General features: G+C 66.4%; 18 protein-coding genes. 7 read left to right on the forward strand and 11 right to left on the reverse strand.

Annotated elements, in window-relative coordinates:
* Positions 1–15 precede the first annotated feature (15 nt).
* Complete coding sequence (gene dnaB, locus ACSUZC_RS23060; RefSeq protein ID WP_439030761.1) at positions 16–2,247, reverse strand: replicative DNA helicase; 2,232 nt, start codon at positions 2,245–2,247, stop codon at positions 16–18.
* Between the two features lie 568 nt (positions 2,248–2,815).
* On the opposite strand from dnaB, the gene ACSUZC_RS23065 reads away from it, so the two are divergent.
* Complete coding sequence (locus tag ACSUZC_RS23065) at positions 2,816–3,493, forward strand: hypothetical protein (protein WP_439030762.1); 678 nt, start codon at positions 2,816–2,818, stop codon at positions 3,491–3,493.
* Positions 3,494–3,710: 217 nt separating this feature from the next.
* Here ACSUZC_RS23065 and rplI read toward each other — a convergent pair whose 3' ends face one another.
* The 4 genes from rplI to rpsF all read right to left on the reverse strand — a co-directional run bounded on the left by rplI (position 3,711) and on the right by rpsF (position 5,448).
* Positions 3,711–4,166 (reverse strand): 50S ribosomal protein L9, encoded by a 456-nt coding sequence (rplI, locus tag ACSUZC_RS23070; protein ID WP_439030763.1) that lies wholly within the window; start codon positions 4,164–4,166, stop codon positions 3,711–3,713.
* A 19-nt stretch (positions 4,167–4,185) separates the two neighbouring features.
* Positions 4,186–4,443 (reverse strand): 30S ribosomal protein S18, encoded by a 258-nt coding sequence (gene rpsR / locus ACSUZC_RS23075; RefSeq protein ID WP_004020662.1) that lies wholly within the window; start codon positions 4,441–4,443, stop codon positions 4,186–4,188.
* Between the two features lie 83 nt (positions 4,444–4,526).
* Positions 4,527–5,051, reverse strand: a complete 525-nt coding sequence (locus ACSUZC_RS23080; protein WP_439030764.1) for a single-stranded DNA-binding protein — start codon at positions 5,049–5,051, stop codon at positions 4,527–4,529.
* 115 nt (positions 5,052–5,166) lie between these two features.
* The gene (rpsF, locus tag ACSUZC_RS23085) at positions 5,167–5,448 is read right to left on the reverse strand and encodes a 30S ribosomal protein S6 (protein WP_058252882.1); all 282 of its coding nucleotides are present in this window, start codon (positions 5,446–5,448) and stop codon (positions 5,167–5,169) included.
* Between the two features lie 167 nt (positions 5,449–5,615).
* Here rpsF and ACSUZC_RS23090 point away from each other — a divergent pair, with 167 nt between their 5' ends.
* Together ACSUZC_RS23090 and ACSUZC_RS23095 are read left to right on the forward strand one after the other, a co-directional pair.
* A complete protein-coding gene (locus ACSUZC_RS23090) occupies positions 5,616–7,124 on the forward strand; it encodes a hypothetical protein (RefSeq protein WP_439030765.1) in 1,509 nt (502 codons plus the stop codon).
* The gene (locus ACSUZC_RS23095; RefSeq protein ID WP_439030766.1) at positions 7,121–7,702 is read left to right on the forward strand and encodes a GNAT family N-acetyltransferase; all 582 of its coding nucleotides are present in this window, start codon (positions 7,121–7,123) and stop codon (positions 7,700–7,702) included. Before ACSUZC_RS23090 ends, ACSUZC_RS23095 begins: the two co-directional genes overlap by 4 nt.
* Here the strand turns inward: ACSUZC_RS23095 and ACSUZC_RS23100 are convergent.
* From ACSUZC_RS23100 to ACSUZC_RS23115, 4 genes are all read right to left on the reverse strand, one after another.
* Positions 7,699–8,118 carry a hypothetical protein gene (locus ACSUZC_RS23100; RefSeq protein WP_439030767.1) on the reverse strand — a complete coding sequence of 140 codons (420 nt, stop codon included), beginning with the start codon at positions 8,116–8,118 and terminating at the stop codon, positions 7,699–7,701. The genes ACSUZC_RS23095 and ACSUZC_RS23100 overlap by 4 nt on opposite strands.
* A 206-nt stretch (positions 8,119–8,324) precedes the next feature.
* Entirely contained in the window at positions 8,325–9,860 is a 1,536-nt protein-coding gene (locus tag ACSUZC_RS23105) for a glycosyltransferase family 87 protein (protein ID WP_439030768.1), read from the reverse strand.
* A gap of 67 nt (positions 9,861–9,927) precedes the next feature.
* Positions 9,928–12,285: a transglycosylase domain-containing protein gene (locus ACSUZC_RS23110; RefSeq protein ID WP_439030769.1), complete on the reverse strand. Its 2,358-nt coding sequence runs from the start codon at positions 12,283–12,285 to the stop codon at positions 9,928–9,930.
* Positions 12,286–12,446: 161 nt separating this feature from the next.
* On the reverse strand, positions 12,447–12,839 hold the full coding sequence (locus tag ACSUZC_RS23115; RefSeq protein ID WP_439030770.1) for a DUF5318 family protein: 393 nt from the start codon (positions 12,837–12,839) through the stop codon (positions 12,447–12,449).
* A 249-nt stretch (positions 12,840–13,088) separates the two neighbouring features.
* On the opposite strand from ACSUZC_RS23115, the gene ACSUZC_RS23120 reads away from it, so the two are divergent.
* The 4 genes from ACSUZC_RS23120 (at position 13,089) to ACSUZC_RS23135 (ending at position 17,054) form a co-directional block, all read left to right on the forward strand.
* Positions 13,089–13,847, forward strand: a complete 759-nt coding sequence (locus ACSUZC_RS23120; protein ID WP_439030771.1) for a PadR family transcriptional regulator — start codon at positions 13,089–13,091, stop codon at positions 13,845–13,847.
* Positions 13,840–14,931, forward strand: a complete 1,092-nt coding sequence (locus tag ACSUZC_RS23125) for an inositol-3-phosphate synthase (protein ID WP_439030772.1) — start codon at positions 13,840–13,842, stop codon at positions 14,929–14,931. The genes ACSUZC_RS23120 and ACSUZC_RS23125 overlap by 8 nt, the downstream gene beginning before the upstream one ends.
* A gap of 234 nt (positions 14,932–15,165) precedes the next feature.
* Complete coding sequence (locus tag ACSUZC_RS23130) at positions 15,166–15,741, forward strand: TerD family protein (protein ID WP_439030773.1); 576 nt, start codon at positions 15,166–15,168, stop codon at positions 15,739–15,741.
* Between the two features lie 143 nt (positions 15,742–15,884).
* Positions 15,885–17,054, forward strand: a complete 1,170-nt coding sequence (locus tag ACSUZC_RS23135) for a DUF475 domain-containing protein (protein ID WP_439030774.1) — start codon at positions 15,885–15,887, stop codon at positions 17,052–17,054.
* 142 nt (positions 17,055–17,196) lie between these two features.
* Here the strand turns inward: ACSUZC_RS23135 and ACSUZC_RS23140 are convergent, their stop codons facing one another.
* Together ACSUZC_RS23140 and ACSUZC_RS23145 are read right to left on the reverse strand one after the other, a co-directional pair.
* Positions 17,197–17,961: an AIM24 family protein gene (locus tag ACSUZC_RS23140; protein WP_238420240.1), complete on the reverse strand. Its 765-nt coding sequence runs from the start codon at positions 17,959–17,961 to the stop codon at positions 17,197–17,199.
* A complete protein-coding gene (locus ACSUZC_RS23145) occupies positions 17,958–18,677 on the reverse strand; it encodes an AIM24 family protein (RefSeq protein ID WP_439030775.1) in 720 nt (239 codons plus the stop codon). The genes ACSUZC_RS23140 and ACSUZC_RS23145 overlap by 4 nt, the downstream gene beginning before the upstream one ends.
* Positions 18,678–18,690: the final 13 nt, after the last annotated feature.

The following is an 18,690-nucleotide window of genomic DNA, read 5'->3' on the forward strand; positions in this document are numbered from 1 at the left end:
GCGCGGATGAACGAACTACCCCCGCGCCATGTCCACGAACCGGGACAGGTGCAGCTGGTGTGCGACGGTGATCGTGGCGGTCGGGCCGTTACGGTGCTTGCCGACGATGATGTCGGCCTCGCCGGCTCGCGGGTCGTCGCGCTCGATGGAGTCGGGACGGTGCAGCAGGATGACCATGTCGGCGTCCTGCTCCAGCGAGCCCGACTCACGCAGGTCCGAGACCTGCGGCTTCTTGTCCGTGCGCTGCTCGGGACCACGGTTGAGCTGGCTGATCGCGATCACCGGCACCTCGAGTTCCTTTGCCAGCAGCTTCAGCTGGCGGGAGAACTCCGAGACCTCCTGCTGACGGGACTCGACCTTCTTACCCGAGGTCATCAGCTGCATGTAGTCCACCGCAACGACTTTCAGGTCGTGGCGCTGCTTGAGACGGCGCGCCTTGGCGCGAATCTCCATCATCGTGAGGTTGGGCGAGTCGTCGATGAAGAACGGCGCCTCCGAGATCTCGCCCATCCGGCGGGCGAGACGGGTCCAGTCGTCGTCGCTCATGGTGCCGGCGCGCATGTCGGCCAACTTGATCTTGGCCTCCGCCGAGAGCAGTCGCATGACGATCTCGGTCTTGCTCATCTCCAGAGAGAACATGGCAGCGGTGAGGCCATGCCCGATGGCCGCGGAGCGCAGGAAGTCCATGGCGAGGGTCGAGTTGTGGGTCGGGACCATCGCCTCACCGGCGAGGTAGAGATGCTCATCGTTGTCGACCTCGACGCATCGCACGGGCACCGGGTCGACCGGACGCACCGCGACGACCCGTCGAACACCGGCCTTGCGGCGGAGTTCCTTGTGCCGGATGGCCTTGTGGTGAACGGTGAACACGTCGTCGTCGGCATCCACCCGAAGCCAACCGGTCGCCGAGCGCTTGTAGTTGAACCCGAGTCCGGCCACGAGGTCGGCGACGACGGCGGTCATGTGCCGCGTGGCCGCGGGCACCGTGATCCATCCGTCGTCGTCGACCGTGGCGCGGGCGTCGAGCAACCCCGCGAGCAATGCCCGACGCTGCGCAATCGAACCCCGCAGGTACTCATACGGGATTCGTCCACCGAGGTCGGCCATCAGCGTCATCACATCGACGGGCCCCTCGGCGTCGATCCGCATGGCGATCTCCGGGTCGTCGAAAGCCATTCCGGCCAGCGCTGCGACCGTGTACGGGCCGTAGGCGAACCGTTTGCGCGGCAGTTCGAGCGGCGCCGTGTTCCGCACGACGGCGCATCCCACGTGTGCGCGGAGCCCGGCGGTGGTGACCACCTGGCGCTCGCCGTCGATCTCGGCCGCCCACTGGTGCTGCTCGTCGGCGACGATCATCGCGCCGTCGTTGAATTCGACCTCGTAGCAGGGACGTTCGGTCATCACCTCGGTGGCGGCGATGACGCGTGTCGGACGGCCATGCGCGTCGAGCAGATGATCGCCCACGGCGACCTTGCCCATGGTCGTCCACCCGGCAGGGGTCGGCAGCGGGGTGTCGAGCGCGAGCGCCTTGCCCACACCGGGACGCGCCGCGACGATGATCATCTGGCCGGGGTGCAGCCCGTTGGTGAGCTTGTCGAAGTCGGCGAACCCGGTCGGGACACCCAGCGAGATCCCGCCCCGCGACGCGATGGAGTCGATCTCGTCCATCGTCGGCTGCAGCAGATCCTCGAGCGGGACGTAGTCCTCGGCGGTGCGCTTCTCGGTGACTTCGTAGACCTCGGCCTGGGCACGGTCGACCACCTCGGCCACGTCCTGACCGTCAGCGCCCGCATAGCCGTATTGGACGATGCGGGTGCCCGCCTCCACCAGACGGCGCAGGAGCGCCTTCTCGGCCACGATCTCGGCGTAGTAGCCGGCGTTGGCGGCCGTCGGGACCGTGGAGATGAGGGTGTGCAGATAGGGCGCGCCGCCGATGCGCTTGAGCTCCCCCGCACGCTCGAGTTCAGCAGCAACCGTCACGGCGTCGGCCGGCTCGCCCTTGGAGTACAGGGTCAGAATCGCCTCGAAGACCGCCTGGTGAGCCGGACGGTAGAAATCCGCCGTACGGATCTTCTCGACGACGTCGGCGACCGCGTCCTTGGACAGCAGCATGCCGCCGAGCACGGACTGCTCGGCCGCCAGATCCTGCGGGGGCTGCCGTCCGAAGTCCTCGGCGGGGATCTCGTCGTCTCCCCGGCCTCGGCCTCCGGCAACGGGGCCGCGCCCGCGGTCATCCACAACAGCCACGCGTGTCAAACCTCTCGCAACGCTCGATCCCACCCGACTTCGATGAGTACGACTTTGAAGTGTGGTGTCGGCCCCGGTAGGCCACGTCGCGAGTCCCCGGTGTCGACGTCGTGTTCGGTCAGTCTCGGCCGATAGTCGCACCGACATAAGACATTGCCGGAGCGCCGAAACGGTCGGAGACGCTGGAGCGTGACATTAGGACGTCTGCGACGGCGACTCAAACCGAACTGTTAGTGAATCTGGGGAGCACTTGTGGACGGAGTGTGAGTCGCACGGGGACGCGTTGTGCACCCTTTGTGGACAACCTGAGGAATTAGGGTGTGAGCAAGCCTGTCTTCGCAGGTCAGAGCGGTGGCTAATTTCCACAATCAACTAATTGGAAATCGCTCGGATTTCCTCGGCGAGTCGCCTTGCGGGCGTGTTGCGGCGCGGTGTGCAACATCGCGTGGCGAATATTCGGGTGAACATCCGGTGTGGTCCGCGTTACACCTCGTCACGACGGTGATCCACCTGATCAGTCGTCCGACTTACAGCTGATCGGCGACAACCCGGCTCCCGGTGTGATGCAATGTCGAGCGTGTCGAGGTTGGGGTTGGGTTCCGGGGTCATCCGACGGGTCGCGCGCCGGCGGGTGACCGTCGTACTGGCGGCCCTGACAGTGGCGGCTGGCATCGCCTCGGCGCCACCCGCCATTGCCGCACCCGGGCCGTCCATGCCGGTCGAGTTCGACCTCACGCGGTATCAACCCGTCGACCCGACGATGTTCCGTTCACTCGCCTACGCCGACAACGGACGCTCCTTCTTCACGACCGGCCGCTGGATGTGCCAGGTCGGTCCCGGTTACCGCTACGTGGGCTGCCAGGGCCGCCCGGCGACTGCTCCCCCGGACGCCCTGGGCGCCGCCATCGCCGACGATCAGCAAGGGCCGTGGTGGGCGCGGAACACCCAGACCTACCGGTTCGGATCGAACGCCGGCTTCCGCCCGCCCGTCCTGGGCGTGGGCAAACGGGTCACCATCGCCGGCGTCACCTGCACGGTGCCCAGGAGAGACACCGTGGCATGCCGCACCGGTCAGCGCGCGCTGATCTTCACCCCGGCCTGGCACAAGTTCTTCTTCCCGTCCTGGGACACCCTGGGGCCCGGCAACAACGCGGTCGACCACAGCGCCAACCCCGCACCGCGGTACCTTCCGCCGCGACTGCAGTACTGGAATCAGCTGCCGGCGACTCCACCGGCGCCGAAGTAGGGCTTCGACCCTTCGTGACGCTCCCTCCGCAAGCTCCGGGCGCTCCTCAGGGAGCGAAGTAGGGGCTTCGAAGGGTGTAGCAACCTGGCTCACCAGGCCCTTCGTGGCTCGTCGCTATTGCTCCTCGCACCTCAGGGAGCAGTGGTTACGTCGTCGGCAGGCACGACAAAGGCCGGGTGGAGGATCTCCACCCGGCCTTGTGTGTTGAACGCCTGTGTCAGCTCGCGGCGACGACGGCGAGCTGGACGGTCGCCGAGACCTGCGGATGCAGGTTGACGGTGACCGGGTAGCTACCGGTTGCCTTGATGTGCCCCTTGGGCAGTTCGACGTTGCGCTTGTCGACGGTCGGGCCGCCCGCGGTCTTGATGGCACCGGCGACGTCTGCCGCGGTGACCGAACCGAAGAGCTTGCCCGAGTCGTGGGTCTTCACATCCAGCGAGACGTCGGCGAGGCCTTCGAGGGCCTGCTTCAGCTCGTTGGCGTGCTCGAGACCGCGGACCTCGCGGGCTTCCTGCGAACGCCGGATGCCCTCGACCTGCTTCTCGGCTCCACGGGTGGCCTTGATGGCCAGGCCGCGGGGCAGCAGGTAGTTGCGGCCGTAGCCGTCCTTGACCACGACGATGTCGCCGGCTTCGCCGAGGTTCTCCACAGCGGCGGTGAGGATGAGCTTCATGTCAACTGATCCTTTCCGCTTATCGGCTGGTCGAGGTGAAGGGCAGCAGGGCCACCTCACGCGAGTTCTTCACTGCCACAGCGACGTCGCGCTGATGCTGCACGCAGTTACCGGTCACGCGACGCGACCGGATCTTGCCACGGTCGGACAGGAAACGGCGCAGCAGCGCGGTGTCCTTGTAGTCGATGACGGCCTTCTTGTCCTTGCAGAAGCTGCACGCCTTGGTCTTGGTGACCTTCTCGACGCGAGGCTTCCGGCTCGGCTTTGCCTTTGCCATGTGTGTATTGCTCCAGTCAATGCTTCGGGACGGTCGGTGCCGATCCCGGGCTGTTCGGGGCGGACATCATGCCCCGAGCGATATCAGAAAGGTGGTTCGTCGTCCCCGCCGCCGAACGATCCCCCGCTGTTGCTGGCAGGCGCGCTGCCCCAGGGATCATCGGCAACCTGCTGGTTCGATCCGCCGCTGCGGCTACCGCCGCCGCCACCGGAACCGAATCCGCCGCCGCCACCGCCGCCGCCGCGCGAGGCCCGATTGACCTTGGCGGTGGCATAACGCAGCGAGGGGCCGATCTCGTCGACCTCGAGTTCCACGACCGTGCGTCGTTCGCCTTCTTTGGTTTCGTAGGACCGCTGCTTGAGCCGTCCCTGCACGATCACCCGGGAACCCTTGGTCAGGCTTTCGGTCACGTTCTCCGCGGCGTCGCGCCAGATGTTGCAGCGGAGGAACAGCGCTTCGCCGTCCTTCCACTCATTGGTCTGACGGTCGAACGTGCGCGGAGTGGAAGCCACCGTGAAGTTGGCAACCGCTGCACCGGACGGCGTGAACCGCAATTCCGGGTCGGCGGTGAGATTGCCGATGACGGTGATGACCGTGTCGCCTGCCATGTGTGTTCCCCTTGGGTCGTTGGTGGGCACTCGCTGATCGACATGCACCGGGTGTTCTGGGTCCAACCCTAGAACCCGGTACCGACGTGTTCAGACGATCAAGAAACCCTGTGGACTACTTCCGCAGGACCTTGGTGCGCAGAACCGACTCGTTCAGCTTGAGCTGACGATCGAGCTCGGAGACCGTGGCGGGCTCGGCATTGAGATCGATCACGGCGTAGATGCCCTCGTTGTGCTTGAGGATCTCGTAGGCAAGACGACGCTTGCCCCAGATGTCGACGCCGTCCACCGAACCGCCATCCTTGCGGACAACATTGAGGAAAGTATCGAGTGAGGGTGCGACGGTGCGCTCGTCCAGATTCGGATCGAGGATGACCATCAATTCGTAGTGACGCATAAGACCACATCACCTCCTATGGGCTAGGTCGGCCACGGACTGTCCGTGGCAGGAGGGTCGCCTGCGTCGGCAACCGGTCCAAGATACATGACCTGGCCGTTCGCAGAGAAATCCGCGGTCACGGGCCGCTTCGGCGGCGGGGTGCCGGACCACCTAGTCTGTTGGCCATGTCGGAGCCGCGGACGATCTCTCGCCGGAGGTCCCCGCAGCTGTCCGGGCGCGGCGAGACGGCGGTCATCGTGCTGGTGTCGTTGCTGGCCACCACCGTGACGATGTTCTGGAGCTTCCAGGCCAAGCTCCGATGCGGCGGTGCGCCTTTCGACGCACTCGGCCGCAGCGAGAACTGGCCCACCGGCGATCCGGGGGCACTGATCCCCTGCTACTCGGACTTGATGTACCTCTGGCTCGGGCGCGACATCAACAACCACGTCTTTCCGTACATCCACGGCGGAATCGGCTCGGACGGAACACTGTTCGGCGGCGTCGTCGAATATCCGGTGCTGTCGGGGCTGCTGATGTTCTTCGGTGCCACCGGCGCCGACAACGACACCGAGTTCTTCGTACGGTCGGCACTGCTGCTGGCGCCGTTCGGCCTCGCGATCACCATTCTGCTGGCGGTGATGGTGCGATGGTGGGCACTGCTGTGGGCGGCGACCCCGCCGCTGGTGCTCTACTCGTTCCACAACTGGGAGCTGCCGGTCGTGGCCACCGCGGTCGGCGCGATCGCCGTGATGACCTGGGGTGCGTCACCGGACCCGGGTACGGGCCGGCACCGACTCCCCCTGCGGACCGCCGGCGTCGCGGCGGCGGTCCTGCTCGCCATCGGGTTCTGCCTCAAGCTCTATCCCGGGATCTTCGTGCTGCCGCTGGCCGCCTATGTGCTCACCGGCGGCGTCGGTGGCGCGCGGAGCGTCGCGCGCCGGGGTCTCGACTGGGCGGGGGCCGCATGGGTCGCGGGCGCGGCGATCGTCACGGTCGTCGCAGTCCAGCTGCCCTTCATGATCCTCGGGTTCGACGGGTGGAAGGCGGCGCTGTCCTTCCAGAGTCGGCGCCGCGCCGACGTCGACACCAACTCGATCTGGTACTGGGGGCTGCGGTACGTCACCGGGACGACCGACAGCTATCACTCCATCGTCGGCATCGCCTCCCCACTGCTCATCCTCGCCGCGTTCGCGACCGCCATGTACCTCGGGTGGCGCCGCTATGAGCAGATCGGGTTCTTCCCGTGGATCGGTGTCAGCGCCGCGATGCTCGCCGGGTTCATGTTGTTCCACAAGGTGCATTCCCCGCAGTACACGCTGTGGATTCTGCCGTTCTTCGTCCTGATGAAGGTGCGGTGGCCGGTGATCGTGGCGTACCTGCTCGCCGATGTCGCTCTGGACCTGACCATCTTCCGGCTGTTCCCCATCCGCGACGCAGGCGACCCGCTGCCATGGTGGATTCTCACCGGGGTCGCCGGTTCGGTGTGGGTACACGCGGCGCTGCTGGCCTACCTGATCTTCTCGTTCGTCGGCACCCCGCTGCGCGAACCGCTCGCCTCGATCGGGAAACCCGCGCACATGCCCGCCCCTCGAAAGACCGCCGACCCCGCACCGCTCGGGCCTCGTCCAGGCGGCCACCGGCCGGGTGACACGGTGCCGGCCGCCGGTGGACGACGGCCGGGTGAGCCGACGTGAGCGCCTGGCTGGGCACGGGCCCACTGGTCGGCGGACGGGTCACGTTGCGGCCCCTCACCGTCGGCGACATCGACGACCTTGCCCGGGTCGTCGGGGACCCGGGCAGATTCCACTGGGTGCCCGGCATACCCATCGACACGGACAGCGCTCGACGCTTCGTCGACGCGGCGCTCGCCGACCTCGAGTCGCGAGTCGCGTTCGCCGTCATCGACAACACCGACGGCACCCTCATCGGGTCGACGAGCTTCTACGAGATCGACGAGACGAACCGCTCCGCGTGCATCGGATACACCTTCTACAGCGAACGGGCGCAGGGGACAGCGGTGAACCCGACCGCCAAGTACCTGCTGATGCGTCACGCCTTCGAGGAGTGCGGCGCCGTGCGCCTCGCGTGGCACACACACGAGCGGAACGAGCAGTCGCGCGCAGCGATCACCAAACTCGGCGCGAGTTTCGAGGGGTTGTTGCGCAAGCATCGCCGTTTCGGCGACGGCTGGCGCACCACCGCCCTGTACGCGATGACCGACGACGACTGGCCGTCGGCGAAAGAAACTCTGCTACAGCGCCTTTCGAGCTAGGCGTCAGCTTCGGGCTTCTTGGTGTGCTCGACGTGCCCGTGTGTGCGGCGATCTTCTTTCATCCGCGCCTCGTGCACGTGCCGCTGCCCGTCGGTCAGGTCGGCCCGGACCCGGGTGACGTACTCGCGCAGGGGTCCCCAGTAGGTGTCGTCGAACTCCTCGACGACCTGGAAGGTCCACCGACCGTCGAGGACGTTGCGCCCGACCAGGTCGGTGGACAGTTCGTCGGCGAACTCGGCATGACCGGCCTCGCGCAGCTCGTCGACCGCTTCGCCGAGCAGGAGGTCGCCGCGACCGATGAGTTGGTGGAAGGTGTAGAGGTGGCCGCGGGCGCGCTCGATGTACTCCAGCGCCTCCCCTACTTTTCCGACGGCATCGACAGTGTTGTCCGGGATCTGTGGTGCGGTATCCGACATGACCCGACAGTACCCACGAAAAGTCGGGTCCAATCCTCAGCAGGACCATCGAAGCAGGACCCGGAGTGACGGTCGTCGTCGGAGTCGGCGGCGGTGATCCCGCCGACGGATCCGCGCCAGCGCCATGTTGGTCTGTGCGCCCCGATTCGCGGAAGTCCGACTGCGCCGAAGCCGATCTCGGCGTCAGCGGGACGGTAACCGCGGACTCAGCCGACCTCGACCGGGACGGGTCGGTCTGCGTGGTGCCGGCGTGGCCGCCGGGTGATCCGGTCCGGCGCGCCGTCGAGAACCCCACCGGCCGGATCGTCGTATCGTCGGCCGTCGTTGCCCTGTCGGACCAGGTCGTCGCGCGGATGCCAGATCTGCCACACGACGACCGCGCACAGGACCACGACCATGAGACCCCGCAACACGACGCCTGCGGTGAACCACTCCTCCGGTAGCCAGCGGCGTTCGGCGTCGAGGAACAGGCTCATCCGCGGTATCCAGATGAGCGCGTCGACCGTCATCCAGGCCAGCAACAGGCGCGTGTGCGGAATCGCAAGCACGGCAAGCGGAACCAACCACAGCGAGTACTGCGGGCTCCACACCTTGTTGACCAGCAGGAAGCCTGCCACCGCCAGGAACGCCAGCTGGGCCACCCGCGGGCGGCGCGGCGCCCAGACACCGATGGCCGCCACCGCGACGATCACCACGACCGTCAACCCGACGGACAACGCGTTCAAGAGGTCGATGTTCCATGTGAAACCGGCGGCGTCGGCGACGATTCGGTAGATCGTGTCGGGATCTGCCGACCGATCGGCGTTGAAGCGGAAGAACTCCGACCAACCTGTCGGGTACGGGATCAGGATCGGCAGGTTGACCACCAGCCAAGAACCCACTGCCGCACCGGCGACGTAGCCGAATTCCCGGACCTTGCCGCTCCGCAGACAGAGTGCACCCAGAACCACAAGCAGCAGAGCCGGATACAGCTTCGCCGCGGCACCCAGTCCGATACACACCCCGGTGAGCCACGGCCGGTCCCGCGACCAGGCCAGCAGTGCCACCGCAACCGCAGCGGTCGCGATGGCGTCGAAGTTGGTGAAGGCGTGCACGAACACCAGCGGAGAGAGCGCCACGAGCCAGACCGACCACATGCGGGTGCGGGCGGTGAGCGCAGTCGCCCAGATGGTGACCAGCCAGAACGCCGTCAACCCGAGGGCCACGATGGTGAAGAACAGGACGACGTCGAGTGCTCCGGGCACACCCCAGTTGTCCTCGGCCCAGGACCACCCTCGACTCATCTGCGCGGCGCCGTACATGAACATGCCGGTCAGCACGGGGTACTCCATGTACCGCTTGATGGTCTGGCCCTCGGAGTCCTCCTGGAACCAGAAGTCGCGATAGGGCAGCGCGCCCTGATTCAGCCGCTCGGCGCCGAACAGGCTGATCACGTCGGAGTAGCAGAGATTGGTGAACTGACGTTGGTCGTCCCAGTCGAGCCGCATCTCGGCACCCGGCCGACCGGCCGTGCCGTCGTCGGGAGGCGCCTGCTGGAGACAACCGGCCTTGCCGAACCAGCCCAGCGCCAGACCGCAGAGCGCCAGCGCGAACAACACACGCAGCGGCGTCAGATGACGACTTCGACCGATGACCGCATGCGCACCGACGGGTCCGCCGACGAGCGAACTCGCCTCGCGCACGATCGTGTCCGTGCGCGTCGGCAGCATCCGGGCGTCGTCGACGCGGGTGTCGCTCGCCAAGGGTGCGGGGCTGTCCCAGGCTGGTCCGGAGCCGCTCGGCGGAGCCGATTCGGCTGCGGGGCCATGGTCAGCCGATGGGCGGTTCAGGGACTCCTCCGCCGTCCTCACCGTCGCCACCGCCGGGTGCGCCGCCACCGGAATCGCCACCGTCCCCGCCGCCGGGTGCCAGCCCGCCGCCCGGACTGTTCCCGCCACCGCCACCGCCACCGCCACCGCCGCCGTTGCGTGGGGCGCCCGGGATCGGGATCGTCACACCCGGGGCGAGGGTCAGATTGCCGTCGCCGCCCTGATCGGGGATGTCGAACGTCGGCACCGAGGGTCCACGCGAGGACCTCGTCGGCGCTTCGGTGGTCACCGGCGCCTCGTAGGGCACGCCGGCGACCCCGCCGATCTCCTCCGGCTCGGGGAACTGCTTGATCTCCTTGCCCTCGAGCGCGGCGTCCATTGCCGACTTCCAGATCGACGACGGGAGACCACTGCCGTAGATCGACGCACCGTTGTAGTTGGTCAGCGCGGTGCCGTCGCTGGTGCCGACCCAGACCGCCGTGGACAGCTGCGGGGTGTACCCGACCATCCAGGCGTCCTTGTTCTGTCCGGTGTCAGCGAGCTGGACGGTGCCGGTCTTCGCCGCGGAGGGCCGCGATCCGAGCGTCGAGTCGTACAGCGAGTTGCCGTTCGAGTAACCCGCGATCGGCTCGAGTGCCGCAGTCACGTTGTCGGCGACCTTCGCAGGGAAGACGCGCTTGCCCTCGGTCTTGCGCTCGTAGAGAACCTGTCCCTCCGAATCGACGACCTTCTGGACGAAGTAGGGCTCGTGATAAACGCCCGACGCGGCGAGGGTGGCGTACGCCGAGGCCATGTCGATGACCCGCGACTGGTACTGACCCAGGACCACGCCGCCCTCGGGCTGCCCGTTCGCCTCTTCCAACGTCTTCTCGATGTTGCCGAAGGACTCCGCGACACCGGCCTTGTGCGCGGCGTCGGCGACCGCCCGCGCACCGCCGTTGAGGTCCATCATCAACCGGTAGTACACGGTGTTCAGCGACATCTTCATGGCGGTCGCCAGATTGCAGGTGCCACAGCTCTCGCCGTCGGAGTTCTCGACGGTCAGGCCGCCGCTGGCCTGGAACGGTGCCGAGCTGTAGGTCTTCGACAGCGGGATGTCCTGCTCGAGGGCCGCGACGAGCGCGAACACCTTGAACGACGAACCGGTCTGCAGTCCGGCCTGAGCCAGGTCCCAACCACCCGGGTTGTCGCCGCCGTAGTAGCCGCGCACACCGCCGGTCTGCGGGTCGATGGACACCGCCGAGGCGAGGAGGTCCTTGGGCTCACCGTTCAGCTCACCCTCGGGGCAGTTGTAGATCCGGTTCTTGCGGCACGCGGCCTGCACGACGCCGTTCTGGACCTGCGGGTCGATCGTGGTGCTGATCTTCAGGCCGCCGGTACGCAGCTGCTTGTCGGTGATGCCGATGCGGTTGAGCTCGGCGAGGACCTGCCGCTTGATGAGTCCGTTGGGGCCCGGGGTCTCGTCGGAGTCGCTGACGCGGGCCTTGATCGTCTTCGGGAAGACGGCCGAATCGGCCTGCTGACGGGTGATCGCGCCGGTGGCGACCATGCCGTCGAGGACGTAGCGCCAGCGTGCCTCGGTGACCTCGCGGTTGGTGTCGGGGTCGTAGTACGACGGCGCGCGGATGACCGCCGACAGCAGCGCCGCCTCCTCGAAGGTCAGCGGATTGCGTTCGGCACGACGTTTGTCGGTGATCGACTTGTTGAAGAACTTCTGCGCCGCCACGGCGATCCCGTAGGCGCCGCGCCCGAAGTAGATGGTGTTCAGGTAGGCCTCGAGGACCTTCTCCTTGGACCAGCCGTGCCGGTCGTTCATCTTGGCGGCGATGGCGAGCTCTTTGAACTTGCGGTCGAAGCTGCGTTCGTCGCCGACGATCGCGTTCTTGACGTACTGCTGGGTGATGGTGGAGCCGCCACCGGCTGTCTGGTTGCCGGTGATCTGGCCGATGGCCGCACGGGACAGGCCGCGGGGCGAGAAGCCGTTGTTGGTCCAGAACTCGCGGTCCTCGGCGGCCACGATGGCCTGCTTCATCGTCTCCGGGATCTCGTCGAAGGGGACCACGGTGCGGTTGCCGTCGGGCGAGGTGACGTCGGCGAGGGTGCGGCCCGACGTGTCGACGATGGTCGCCTTCTGGCTCACATCGGGTTCAGGGATCTCGGCGGTGAAATAGGTGAACGCGAACGCCATGATCAGGACGAGCACGATCGCCGGGACGATCGCCCCGACGATGCCCAGCGCCCAGGCGAAACGCCGGTGCTTGGTCGCTGTCCTGTTTGCGTTGCTCTGTCCGCCACCGCCCGTACCGGGACGGATTCCGGTACCTCGCGGCGTGGGCGAAGAACCACGTGCCTCGCTCATCGTCCACCTTCCTACCGGGCCGCACGGACATCATCGCCGGGCGGCCGCGGGTCACTTCATCTGGCCTCGTGCCGCTTCACTGCGGCAGCAGACTCCACTGACAGCAGACTCCACTGTGACAGCAAACGACAGGCCCGGGCAAAAAACCGCAGGCCCACGCACTATTTGGCCACGCGTCGAGAACGACGCGTCGACCGCGGCGGCAGCCCGGCAACGTACGACTGCACCAAATGGTTCCAGCTGCAGGTCCGGCACACCTCCACCACGTGCACCGAGAACTCCTCGGCAGTCGTCGCGAGCCGGGCGATCTCCTCGGTGCTGCGGGCCGAGCCGCTCACCTGACCCAGGCGGTCGCCGAACACCCACGACACGAGCGTGACCTGCTCTTTGCGGCAGATCGGGCACATGGTCTCGCTGGTCCGGCCATGGAACTTCGCCGCGCGCAGAAGGTACGGACTCGCATCGCAGACCTCGGCCACGGCGGTCCGGCCCGCGTGGACCGAGGACAGCCGAGCGCGCCGCTGCAGGGCGTAGTCGACGATCTGGCGTTGCACGTTTCTCAGAGTACGTGGTCGTCGACCGCAGGTCGGCGCGACGGGTCCGGCGCCCGGCGAGTGCCGGATGGTCGCGGGTCGGCCCGAGACGGAGTCCTCGTTTCGTCTGACCACTCGTGGACACGTTTATATCGGTGCGATACATTGGCGAATACATCGGAGTGAGGTGTCGGCGCGTCAGAGTACGTCCGCATATCGATCTCCGAGATGGAAGTGACAGATCATCGGGACCGTGAAGGGGGTGGCGCAGTGCTCGAGCTGGCCATTCTCGGTTTGCTTCTCGAATCCCCCATGCACGGCTACGAGCTGCGCAAGCGGCTCACCGGCCTGCTCGGCGCATTCCGTGCGTTCTCGTACGGATCGCTCTACCCGACGCTGCGTCGCATGCAGGCCGACGGCCTCATCGACGAACCCGAAACGCCCCTGGGTGTGAAGGTGCGGCGTGGCCGGCGCGTCTATCAGCTCACCGACGCCGGCCGGGAACGGTTTGCCGAGCTGGTCGCCGACACGGGGCCCCAGAACTACACCGACGACGGATTCGGTGTGCATCTGGCGTTCTTCAGCCGGACCCCCGCGGTTGCGCGCATGCGCATCCTCGAGGGGCGCCGCCGGCAGGTCGAGGAACGGCGAGAGGGATTGCGGGAGATCGTCGGCCGGTCCAACCGGACCGTCGACCGCTACACCCGGCAGCTGCATCAACTGAGTCTGGAGTCCAGCGAACGCGAAGTCCGCTGGCTCAACGAGTTGATCGCGGCCGAGAGCTCGCAGCAGGACGGGGGATCAGACCCGTTCGGCGGGCAGTTCGACGACGACGTCGCCGAAACCGCACGGTCACTGGTCGATCCGGGATCGAAGACCGATCCCGGACGATCCGATGACGATTATCAAGACCCGGACTCGACGCAGAGCCGGGACGCAGAGCTCGAAGAACCCGAGCAACGGAAAACACCGGTTGCGCAGCGAACGACTGCGATGCCGCGAGAAGAAGGAGAACCCGACCATGGGTGAGCCCAATAAGGTGCGCGTTGCCATTGTGGGCGTAGGAAACTGCGCTTCATCCCTGGTGCAGGGCGTGCAGTACTACAAGGACGCCGACGAGAACGCCACCGTTCCCGGCCTCATGCACGTGAAGTTCGGCCCGTACCACGTCCGCGACGTCGAGTTCGTCGCCGCGTTCGACGTCGACGCCAAGAAGGTCGGCTTCGACCTGTCCGACGCGATCTTCGCCAGCGAGAACAACACCATCAAGATCGCCGACGTCCCGCCGACCGGTGTCACCGTCCAGCGCGGACACACCCTCGACGGTCTCGGCAAGTACTACCTCGAGACCATCACCGAGGCAGACGGTTCCGGTGTCGACATCGTCCAGGCACTCAAGGACAACGAGGTCGACGTCCTCGTCAGCTACCTCCCCGTCGGCTCGGAGCAGGCCGACAAGTTCTACGCCCAGTGCTGCATCGACGCTGGCGTCGCCTTCGTCAACGCACTCCCGGTGTTCATCGCCTCGGACCCCGAGTGGGCCCAGAAGTTCACCGACGCCGGTGTCCCGATCGTCGGCGACGACATCAAGAGCCAGGTCGGCGCCACCATCACCCACCGCGTGATGGCGAAGCTGTTCGAGGATCGCGGCGTCACCCTCGACCGCACCTACCAGCTCAACGTCGGCGGCAACATGGACTTCAAGAACATGCTCGAGCGCGAGCGCCTGGAGTCCAAGAAGGTCTCCAAGACCCAGGCCGTGACCTCCAACCTGACCGGCTCGCTCGCCGGCAAGGTCGAGGACAAGAACGTCCACATCGGACCGTCGGACCACGTTGCGTGGCTCGACGACCGCAAGTGGGCCTACGTCCGCCTCGAAGGCCGCGCCTTCGGCGACGTGCCGCTGAACCTCGAATACAAGCTCGAGGTCTGGGACTCCCCCAACTCGGCCGGCATCATCATCGACGCCGTGCGTGCCGCCAAGATCGCCAAGGACCGCGGCATCGGCGGACCCGTCATCCCGGCCTCGGCCTACCTGATGAAGTCCCCTCCGAAGCAGCTCGCCGACGACGTCGCGCGCACCCAGCTCGAAGAGTTCATCATCGAGGCCTGAGTCTCGTAGAGTACAGCACAGCGGCGCTTCCTGATCTGATGAGGAAGCGCCGCTGTGCTGTAGCCGGGACAGGACCTGTGCCGAAACCCCAGGTCATCCAGTCAACTCAATGACCCCCGCGCAGCCTTCACATAGAGTGTTGTCGGTTGCTCCGAATGCCCGATTTCTCGGTCGCCCGATTCATCGGTCGCTTCGGACATCACCAGACTCCGTACCAACAGAAAGGCGCAAACCATGGGCGTGAGCCTGAGCAAGGGCGGGAACGTTTCCCTCAGCAAGGAGGCTCCGGGTCTGACTGCGGTCTCCGTCGGCCTCGGCTGGGACATCCGGACCACCACCGGAACCGACTTCGACCTGGACGCCAGCGCCATCGCGCTCGGTACCGACAAGAAGGTCGTCTCCGATCAGCACTTCATCTTCTTCAACAACCTGCGCTCGCCCGACGGCTCGATCGAGCACACCGGCGACAACCTGACCGGTGAGGGCGAAGGCGACGACGAGGTCATCAAGGTCGACCTCGCCGGTGTTCCGCCGAACATCGACTCCATCGTCTTCCCCGTGTCGATCTACGACGCGGACGCGCGCTCGCAGTCCTTCGGTCAGGTCCGCAACGCGTTCATCCGCGTCGTGAACCAGGCCGGCGGTGCCGAGATCGCCCGCTACGACCTCAGTGAGGACGCCTCCACCGAGACCGCGATGGTCTTCGGTGAGCTGTACCGTAACGGGGCGGAGTGGAAGTTCCGTGCGGTCGGCCAGGGGTACGCCTCGGGTCTCGCGGGTATCGCCCGCGACTTCGGTGTCAACGTCTGAGTCGTCGCCGACTCCGGCCGTTCGCTGAACGTCCTCGTGCATGCCGCACCTGCTTTCGAGCGGGTGCGGCATCCGCGTGTCACCACTCCTCTCCGACAATGCGGTCGGCTGGTTTCCAAGCACCCTAGAAAGGCCACAACCCAGTGGTAGTACGAATTTTCGGCCTCTCGGTCGTCGTGACGATCGTGTCGCTGATCATCGCGTTCCTCTATGGCGGTGTCGAAGCGCTGATCCTGACCGCCATCCTCGGCGTCTTCGAGATCTCGCTGTCCTTCGACAACGCGGTCATCAACGCCACGATCCTCCGCCGGATGAGCGAGTTCTGGCAGAAGATCTTCCTCACCATCGGCATCCTGATCGCCGTCTTCGGTATGCGCCTGGTGTTCCCGCTGGTCATCGTGTGGCTCGCCTCGGGGCTCAACCCCGTCGACGCACTCGACCTCGCGCTCAACCCGCCGCCCGACGACGCGGCGTACTTCGCCAACGGTGATCCCAGCTACGAGACGATCATCACCGACGCCCACCCGCAGATCGCGGCGTTCGGCGGCATGTTCCTGCTGATGCTCTTCCTGGGCTTCGTGTTCGAGCAGAAGGAACTGACCTGGCTGACCTGGATCGAGCGCCCGCTCGAGAAGATCGGCAAGCTGGAGATGCTCGAGGTCGTCATCGCGCTCATCCTGCTGATTCTCACGGCCACCTACATCGCGCCGGCCGACGAGCGGTCGACGGTCATGATCGCCGGCGCGCTCGGCATGCTCACCTACATCCTGGTCAACGGCCTCGGCGAGTACTTCAACGTCGAAACCGAGGACGACGACGATGCGGCCGAGCCCGGCACCGATGCCGCAGAGAAGTCGGCGGTCGAGAAGGCGGCAGGCGAGAAGTCCAACGGCAAGTCGGGACCGTCGGACCTGGCCAAGGCCACCGGCAAGGCGGGCTTCTTCCTGTTCCTCTACCTCGAGGTGCTCGACGCGTCGTTCTCGTTCGACGGCGTCATCGGCGCGTTCGCCATCACCGCCGACCCGATCATCATCGCCCTCGGCCTCGGCCTCATCGGCGCGATGTTCGTCCGTTCGCTCACCGTCTACCTGGTGCGCAAGGGCACGCTCTCGGAGTACGTGTACCTCGAGCACGGCGCCCACTGGGCCATCGGCGCGCTGGCGTTCATCCTGCTGTACTCGATCGGCACCCACGTGCCGGAGATCATCACCGGCCTCATCGGCGTCGCGCTGATCATCGCCGCGCTGGTCTCCAGCATCGTCCGGCGCAACCGACTCGCCGCAGCGGGTGAGGAGGAGCGGGTCAACATCTGACCCTTCGAGACGCTCGCAAGCTCGCTCCTCAGGGAGCAGAAAGTGACGCTCGCAAGCTCGCTCCTCACACGGGAGCCCAGCCCAAACAACTGCGCCGCAGATCCTCGTCGGATCTGCGGCGCAGTTGTTTTCGGTGGGAGGATCAGCCCTGCTGCTGACCCAGCTGTTGGGTGATCTGCTGGTTGATCTGGTGCAGGCTCGGCACCGACATGCCCGGGAGGTGGCCTTGGATGGTACGCAGGACGGAGGTGTCGTCGCGGACCTTCTCGCTGGACTGCACCAGAACGGTTCCGGCTCCGGTGAAGTCGAACTGACGCTCCTCACCGGAGTTGAGACCCATCCGGCGTCCGGCTGCCGCGATGAAACCGTTGACCCACGCTTCGTCGTAGTGATGACTCGGCGACGGGCAATCCGACCACCCGACAAGCGCTTCCGGGTCCACACGCACCGGCGGTTCGACGAACATGACCGGACCGTTGGACGACGCGAGGAACTTGCCGGTGCCGATGAGTGTGAGGAAGCCGGGGACGATCGACTGGTTCAACGACAGATTGGGCTGGAAGGCAAGCAGATTGGCGGCACGGATGGTGAGGTTGCCGTCCTCCAGGTCGTAGGCGTTGATGTCGTAGCCGCGGTCGCCGATGATCAGCTTGCCCTGGCCCTCGGCCACCACGTAGTCACCGAGGTAGAGCGGTGCGGAGAACTGCTGGGCGACCATCTGCAGCATGTTGCCCTGCAGGCCCTGCGTGAGAGCGGTGAACTGCATCTGCCCGTAGTAGGCGATCATGGCGCCCTTGGACATGAACCACGGCTGGTTCAGATCGATGCAGAACGAGTAGTTGTTGTCCGGCACATTGTCATCCGACGGCAGGGTCATCGGATTCCACACCGTGTTGAGTTGGCTCACAGCTTCTCCTCCGATGCCTGCACGTACACGACACCCTGTCCGGTGCATTCCAATTGCATTGCCTCGCCGCCACTCCGACCGACATTGCGCCAACTCATCGCCGAACGCAGCGACGTGGCGACCTGTCCTGCCGAGCCGACGAAGGCCTGTGGGTCGACGGTGACCGGCGGCTTGCCCGGCGACACCTCGAGTTCGAAGACGCCACCGTGTCCGAGCAGCACCGCCGACCCGGGGCCGGAGAGTTGCGTCGTGAACATGCCCTGACCCGTGACGGCTCCGGCGGCCGCGGAACGCAGGGCCCCGAAGACGCCACCGCCGCCACCACCGCCCCCGCCGCCCTGGGAGGCGACCGAGACGACAGACGCCTGCAGGTTGGCCCCGTAGGCCAGCAGACGCGACGCCTCGACGCGGATCATCCCGCCGACCGCTCCGAGATGCACGACATGCGCCTCGATGCCGAGGAAACCGTAGTGGACCTCGCCCTGGCCCTGCGCGATCATCGTGGACTCGTGTTCGCCTGCGAGCATGCGGCCGGCCATGCCGCCCATACCCCCCAGACCCGGCATGCCGCCGCCCATGCCGCCCGCACCGGCGATCTGGTGGGGCTGGAAGTGGACATTGCCCTTGTAGAAGAGCATCGCCCCGCGCCGGGCGACGACGGGACCGGTACGGCCGATGTCGACGGAGACGACCTTGCTGTTGACCTTGGTGAACATTCGCGTTACCTCG

The sequence above is a fragment of the Gordonia terrae genome (assembly GCF_051789125.1).
Lineage (GTDB): Bacteria > Actinomycetota > Actinomycetes > Mycobacteriales > Mycobacteriaceae > Gordonia > Gordonia terrae_A.